The sequence below is a fragment of the Dietzia sp. E1 genome (assembly GCF_014145015.1).
GTDB classification, from domain to species: domain Bacteria; phylum Actinomycetota; class Actinomycetes; order Mycobacteriales; family Mycobacteriaceae; genus Dietzia; species Dietzia cinnamea_A.
This window is the reverse complement of record NZ_JAALDU010000040.1, coordinates 1-5448: the sequence shown is the minus strand read 5'-3', so window position 1 is coordinate 5448 and position 5448 is coordinate 1. Positions and strand designations below refer to the sequence as shown.

Below are 5448 nucleotides of genomic sequence, written 5' to 3'. Positions count from 1 at the left end.
ACAGGGCGGCGAGCTCGCGGGCCTCGGCCGTGCCGCCCAAAACGAGGATCACCGGTCGGCGCCCGGCGGGAGCATGGGCATGGCGCCCGACCCAGCCCCCGGCGGGAGCACTGGCAACTCGGGCGCACCGTCGCGCGCCAACTCGAGCAGGGCGTCGAGGTCGAGGTGCTCCTCGGCGAGGTCGCCCAACAGGTCGAGGCGGCGCTCCCGCGCGGCGGCGAAGCTCACGCCCGAGGGCTCGCGGGTCCGCCCCAGTCCTGCCGCGACCTCGCCCAGGAACGCGCCCCGGAACCCGTCCGACTCGAGACTCCCGTGCCACATGGTGCCGAACACCCGACCCCGCCGGGCTCCGCCGGGGAACACCTCGTCGTCGTCACCCCGACCGTCACCACCGCCGACGGTGACCCGGCCGTGATGGATCTCGTACCCGCTCACCGGCTGCCCCGGCGCGGTCCCGGTGGGCAGGCGCAGCGCCTTCTCCGCGCCGAACCGCGTGGTCACGTCGAGCAGCCCGAGGCCGGTCACCCGCGCGCCGGGGGTGCCTTCGATGCCGTCGGGGTCGGCGATCTCGCCGCCGAGCATCTGGAAGCCGCCGCAGATCCCCAGCACCGCGCCACCCCGCTCGGCATGGGTGGTGACCGCGCGGTCGAGGCCCCGCGAGCGGAGCCACGCAAGGTCGTCGAGGGTCGCCCTGGTCCCGGGGACGACGACGAGGTCCGCGCCCGCGAGGTCGCGGGGCTCCGTGACGTAGGCGACCTCGACGTCGGCTTCCAGGCCGAGGGCGTCGACGTCGGTGAAGTTGCTGATGCGCGGCAGACGGATCACGGCCACGCGCAGGGCGGCGGAGGCGTCGGCGGCGCGGGGGCTGACCGCGAGGGCGTCCTCGGAGTCCAGCCACAGGTCGGGGTGCCAGGGCAGCACCCCGTGGACCGGGCGGCCGGTGAGTGCGGTGAGCTGGCGCAGCCCCGGCTCGAGGAGCGTGGGGTCGCCGCGGAACTTGTTGACGACGAAGCCCGCGACCAGCCGCTGATCGGTCGGCTCGAGCAGCGCGACCGTCCCGAACAGCGCCGCGAAGACGCCGCCGCGGTCGATATCGCCCACCACCACGACCGGCATGTCGGCGTGGCGGGCCAGGCCCATGTTGACGTAGTCGCTCGAGCGCAGATTGATCTCGGCGGGGCTGCCCGCTCCCTCGCAGATGAGGAGTTCGTAGCGGGAGGCGAGGTCGTCGTAGGCCGCGAACGCCGCCTCCGCCAGGTGGGCGCGCCCGTCGACGAAGTCTCGCGACGACACCGTGCCGGCCGGCTGGCCCATCACCACCACGTGGCTGCGGCGGTCGCCGCCGGGCTTGAGCAGCACCGGGTTCATGGCGGGCTCGGGCTCGGCGCGCGCGGCGAGGGCCTGGATCCACTGGGCGCGGCCGATCTCGGCGGTACCCACGGACGCCGACCCAGCGGGCCCGGCGACGACCATCGAGTTGTTGGACATGTTCTGCGCCTTGAACGGCGCCACCTTCAGGCCCCGGCGGGCGAAGGCGCGGCACAGAGCGGTGGTGACGATGCTCTTGCCGGCGTCAGAGGTGGTGCCCGCGATCAACAGCGAGGCGGCGGTGTTCATGGTGTGCGGGGCTCCTCGGCCGATACGCGCTGCTCACGTGTGTGGCAGCGTGTCGGCAGGTATCGGACTCGAAACCGAGGAGATCCGCGCCGTGCGCAGGATCGGCTTCACACCGTTGCGGGACAGTCCCGGATTCTCACCGGGTTCCCTGGACCGACCTCCACGATGCTAACCGAGGCGGGGCCGGGCCCCGGGCTCAGGATCCGAGGGCCGCCGGAAGGTAGCTGGAGCCCGCGACGAAGGGCATGGCGAGGAAGCTCAAGGGCACCGCGGACTGCTCGAACGGGATACCGATCGCCTCGAGGCCGCCGGCGATGGCGCCGAACACCGCGTTGATGGCGTCGTAAACGGGGCCGCTGATGGGGCCGCCCGGGCGAATGATCATGCGGAAACTCCTCGATGCAGGGCCGGACCCGGAGAGCGCCGACCGGTTGACGCGTGTCACCGTGAACATCGGGGCGTTCCGCCCCCGCGTTACCGGCCGACGCCGTGCACGCCCGGACCGGCAGACCGCGCGCGAATCCATGCGGACATTCAGAAAAACTGTCGCGGGCGACCGGCCCACCGCGCGACAGGGCCCCGGAACCGACTCGCGGTCCGGGGCCCTGTCAGCGGCGCGCGGCGCGGGATGCGCTGCGGCGTGGTGGCGCGCGGTGCGCTACGGCGCGGTCAGGCGGAGGCGCCCCCGGAGCGGGCGGCTCCGCCGACCTCGGCGTCCTCGGTGTACAGCGAGGCCTTGCTGGTCTCCGGCGCGAGGATCAGCGAGATGATCGTCAGCACGGACAGGCCCACGAGGTAGTAGCCGACGTAGGCGACCGAGTAGTTCTGCACGAGCCACACCGCGACGAACGGGGTGAGCGCCGCGCCGAGGATCGCCGAGAAGTTGTACGCCACGCCCGACCCCGTGTAGCGGGTGTTGGTGGGGAACAGCTCCGGCAGCACCGCCGACATCGGACCGAAGGTCAGGCCCATGAGCATCATGCCCACGCACAGGAACAGCAGCATGCGGGTCACGTCGAGATCGTCGCCGGTGCCCATGGCCTCGGGCTCGAGCCACCAGCCGAAGCTCAGGCCGAACACGATGATCGCGGCAGTGACGCCGATGAGCATCCGACGGCGACCGAGCACGTCGGCCAGCCAGCCGGCGACCGGGACGAACGCCGCAAACAGCAGGATCGCGATGACCTGGATGATGAGGAACGACTGGTAGCCGTAGCCGAGCCCGCCGGTCTCCTCGGAGCCGATCGCGAACGACAGGATCCACGTGGTCATGAGGTAGAACAGGCCGTACGTGGCCAGCATGATGAACGTGCCGAGGACGATCTCCCACCAGTTGCGGCGGAACACCTCGGACACCGGGGTCTTGACGCGCTCGTTGTTGGCGACCGCGCGGGCGAAGACCGGCGTCTCCTCGATGCGCAGCCGCACGTACAGGCCCACGCCGACCATGACGATCGACAGCAGGAACGGCAGGCGCCAGCCCCACACGAGGAACGGGTCCGACAGCTCGGCGGCGGTGGAGTCGTAGGCGAACCACACGGTCAGCAGCAGGAAGATGCCGTTGGCCAGGATGAAGCCGAACGGTGCGCCGAGCTGCGGCCACATCGCGGCGAACCCGCGCTTGCCCGGCTGCGCCGTCTCCGACGCCAGCAGCGCCGCGCCCGACCACTCGCCTCCGAGGCCGATGCCCTGGAAGAAGCGCAGGATCGTGAGCATCGCCGGGGCCCACAGGCCGATCTGGTGGATCGTCGGCAACAGGCCGATGAGGAACGTCGCGATACCCATGGTGAGCAGCGCGCCCACCAGGGTGACCTTGCGGCCGAGGCGGTCGCCGTAGTGGCCGAAGACGATGGACCCGAGCGGGCGGGCGATGAACGCCGTGCCGAACGTGGCCATCGACGCCAGCAGTGCCGTGCTGGCGTCGCCGCCGGCGAAGAACAGCAGCGGGAAGACCGACACCGCGGCGGTGGCGAAGATGTAGAAGTCGTAGAACTCGATCGTGGTGCCGATGAGCGAGGCGAGGATGATCCGGTGACGGGGCACCGGCTCGGCCGAGATCGTCTCGGCGACCGCGGCCGTGCTCCCGTGGGGATCGGTGTTCCCGTCCGGCGTTGCCATGTTCCTCCTAGGTCCGGGTAGCGGGGGTGGCTACCGACGACCGCGACAAGGCTAGGCGGCTCGGTGATCTTGGTCACCCCGCCCAGCGGTGGATGTGCACGTGGCACAGTGTGGGTCGTCATTTTTCTCGCCCGCTGGGCACCGTGTCCAATCCCGGACACGCCGTCGGGTGTACGGGCGGGGGTGTGACGACGACGACCTGGCCGCGGCTCACGGGCTGCGCTACACACCTCACGCGCTCTGCTACGGGTTCACCGGCTCCGGTAGTGCAGGAACACCGTCCCGCCTCCGAAGACGCGCTGCTCGGCGAGCTCCAGATCCAGGTGCGTGTCCGGCGGCAGCGCGCGCAGGCCCCCGCCGACCACGTGGGGGACGACGAAGAGCAGGAAGTCGCTCACCATCCCCGCGCGGATCGCCTCCGCCGCCGAAGATCTCCACCTCCTCGTCCGCCTCGTCGACGATCCGGCGCAGGGTGCCCGTGTCGAGACGCGGCACCAGGCGGTCGGTGTCCGAGGCGAGGTCGGCGGCCGTCATCGTGGACGAGACGAGGGTCCGCGGAATCGCCTGCCAGCGCCGCGCGAACTCCTGCTCGTCGGGGCCCCACTCCTCGCCCTCGGGTGGGTTCTGCCAGTACTCCATCAGCGCGTAGGTGTTCCGACCCAGCACCTCGTGGGCGACGGCCCCCATGCGGTCCACGTGGAACCGGAAGACCTCTGCGTCGGGCGCGGACCACTGGAAGTCCCCGTCCGCGTCCGCCACGTAGCCGTCGAGCGAGACGGTCGCGGTGTAACTCAGCGTGCCCATGATCGACCTTCCGAGGGTGGCGCGGGGACGATGGGGGCAGCGTATCGCCGGAAGGCGCCCCTAGGCTGAGCGTTGACCAGGGTTCTCCGCCGAGAACTCGAGGATCGCCTGCAGCAGACGGGCACGGTCGTCGAAGTCGTCCCGGCGGGCCCCGTAGCGTCGGGACACCTCGCAGCCACGACCGGCGACGACCACCACGTCCCCCGGCCCGGCCGCCGCCACGGCGAGGGCGAGGGCTCGGGCCCTGTCCGGCTCCTCCACCACCTCGACCCCCGCGGCCTCACCCGCGCGGACCACCGCGGCCTCGCGCGCGCCGGCGAGGACCTCGGCGCGGAGGGCGGCCGGGTCCTCGTCCTCGGGGCTCTCGTCGGTGACGATCACCAGGTCGGCGAACGACGCCGCGGTGCGCCCGAGCGGGCGTCTCTTGGTGCGGTCGCGTCCGCCGGTCGCCCCGATCACCAGGATTAACCGCCCGGCGGCCATCGCCCTCAGGTGCGGCAGCAGCGCGCGCTGACCGGGCTCGTTGTGCATGTAGTCGACGAGCGCTGTGAACGACTGCCCGGCGTTCACCGGTTCGCAGCGCCCCGGGACCCGGGTCAGTCGGGAGATGCCCTCGGCCGCCGCGAGCGGGTCGATGTCGTCGGCGAGGAGGCCGGTCAGCGCGACGAGGGCGTTGGGCACCTGGTGCGGCCCCAGGACCCGCAGGTGGATCGGCACGGCGCCGTACGGCGTCCGGGCGGTGAAGCGCGAGCCCGTCCCGTCACAGTCGATGCGCTCGGCGTAGACGTCCGCCCCCACGTCGCGGACCGAGCACGTCCACGTGGGCGGTTCCGATTCCGCGGCGAGCCGCCGCCCGTGGGGGTCGTCGAGGGAGACCACGGCCGTGTCGGCGCGCGCGGCCGTGAACAG

At 72.0% G+C, this 5448-nt stretch carries 4 protein-coding genes, 1 pseudogene and 1 riboswitch; all 5 genes and pseudogenes read right to left on the bottom strand.

All coding sequences use genetic code 11. The features are described 5' to 3' along the window. Window positions 1–48 precede the first annotated feature (48 nt). A complete protein-coding gene (locus G6030_RS02110) occupies window positions 49–1617 on the bottom strand; it encodes a cobyric acid synthase (protein WP_182642048.1) in 1569 nt (522 codons plus the stop codon). 36 nt (window positions 1618–1653) lie between these two features. Then, a riboswitch (cobalamin riboswitch) is annotated at window positions 1654–1809 on the bottom strand. A 4-nt stretch (window positions 1810–1813) separates the two neighbouring features. Further along, complete coding sequence (locus G6030_RS02105) at window positions 1814–2002, bottom strand: hypothetical protein (protein WP_182642047.1); 189 nt, start codon at window positions 2000–2002, stop codon at window positions 1814–1816. A gap of 284 nt (window positions 2003–2286) precedes the next feature. Then, complete coding sequence (locus G6030_RS02100) at window positions 2287–3735, bottom strand: MFS transporter (RefSeq protein ID WP_187701457.1); 1449 nt, start codon at window positions 3733–3735, stop codon at window positions 2287–2289. 251 nt (window positions 3736–3986) lie between these two features. Beyond that, window positions 3987–4539, bottom strand: a pseudogene (locus G6030_RS02095) (dihydrofolate reductase family protein). 60 nt (window positions 4540–4599) lie between these two features. Then, window positions 4600–5448: cyanophycin synthetase (locus G6030_RS02090; RefSeq protein WP_241724101.1), on the bottom strand; the 849-nt coding region annotated here is incomplete at its 5' end.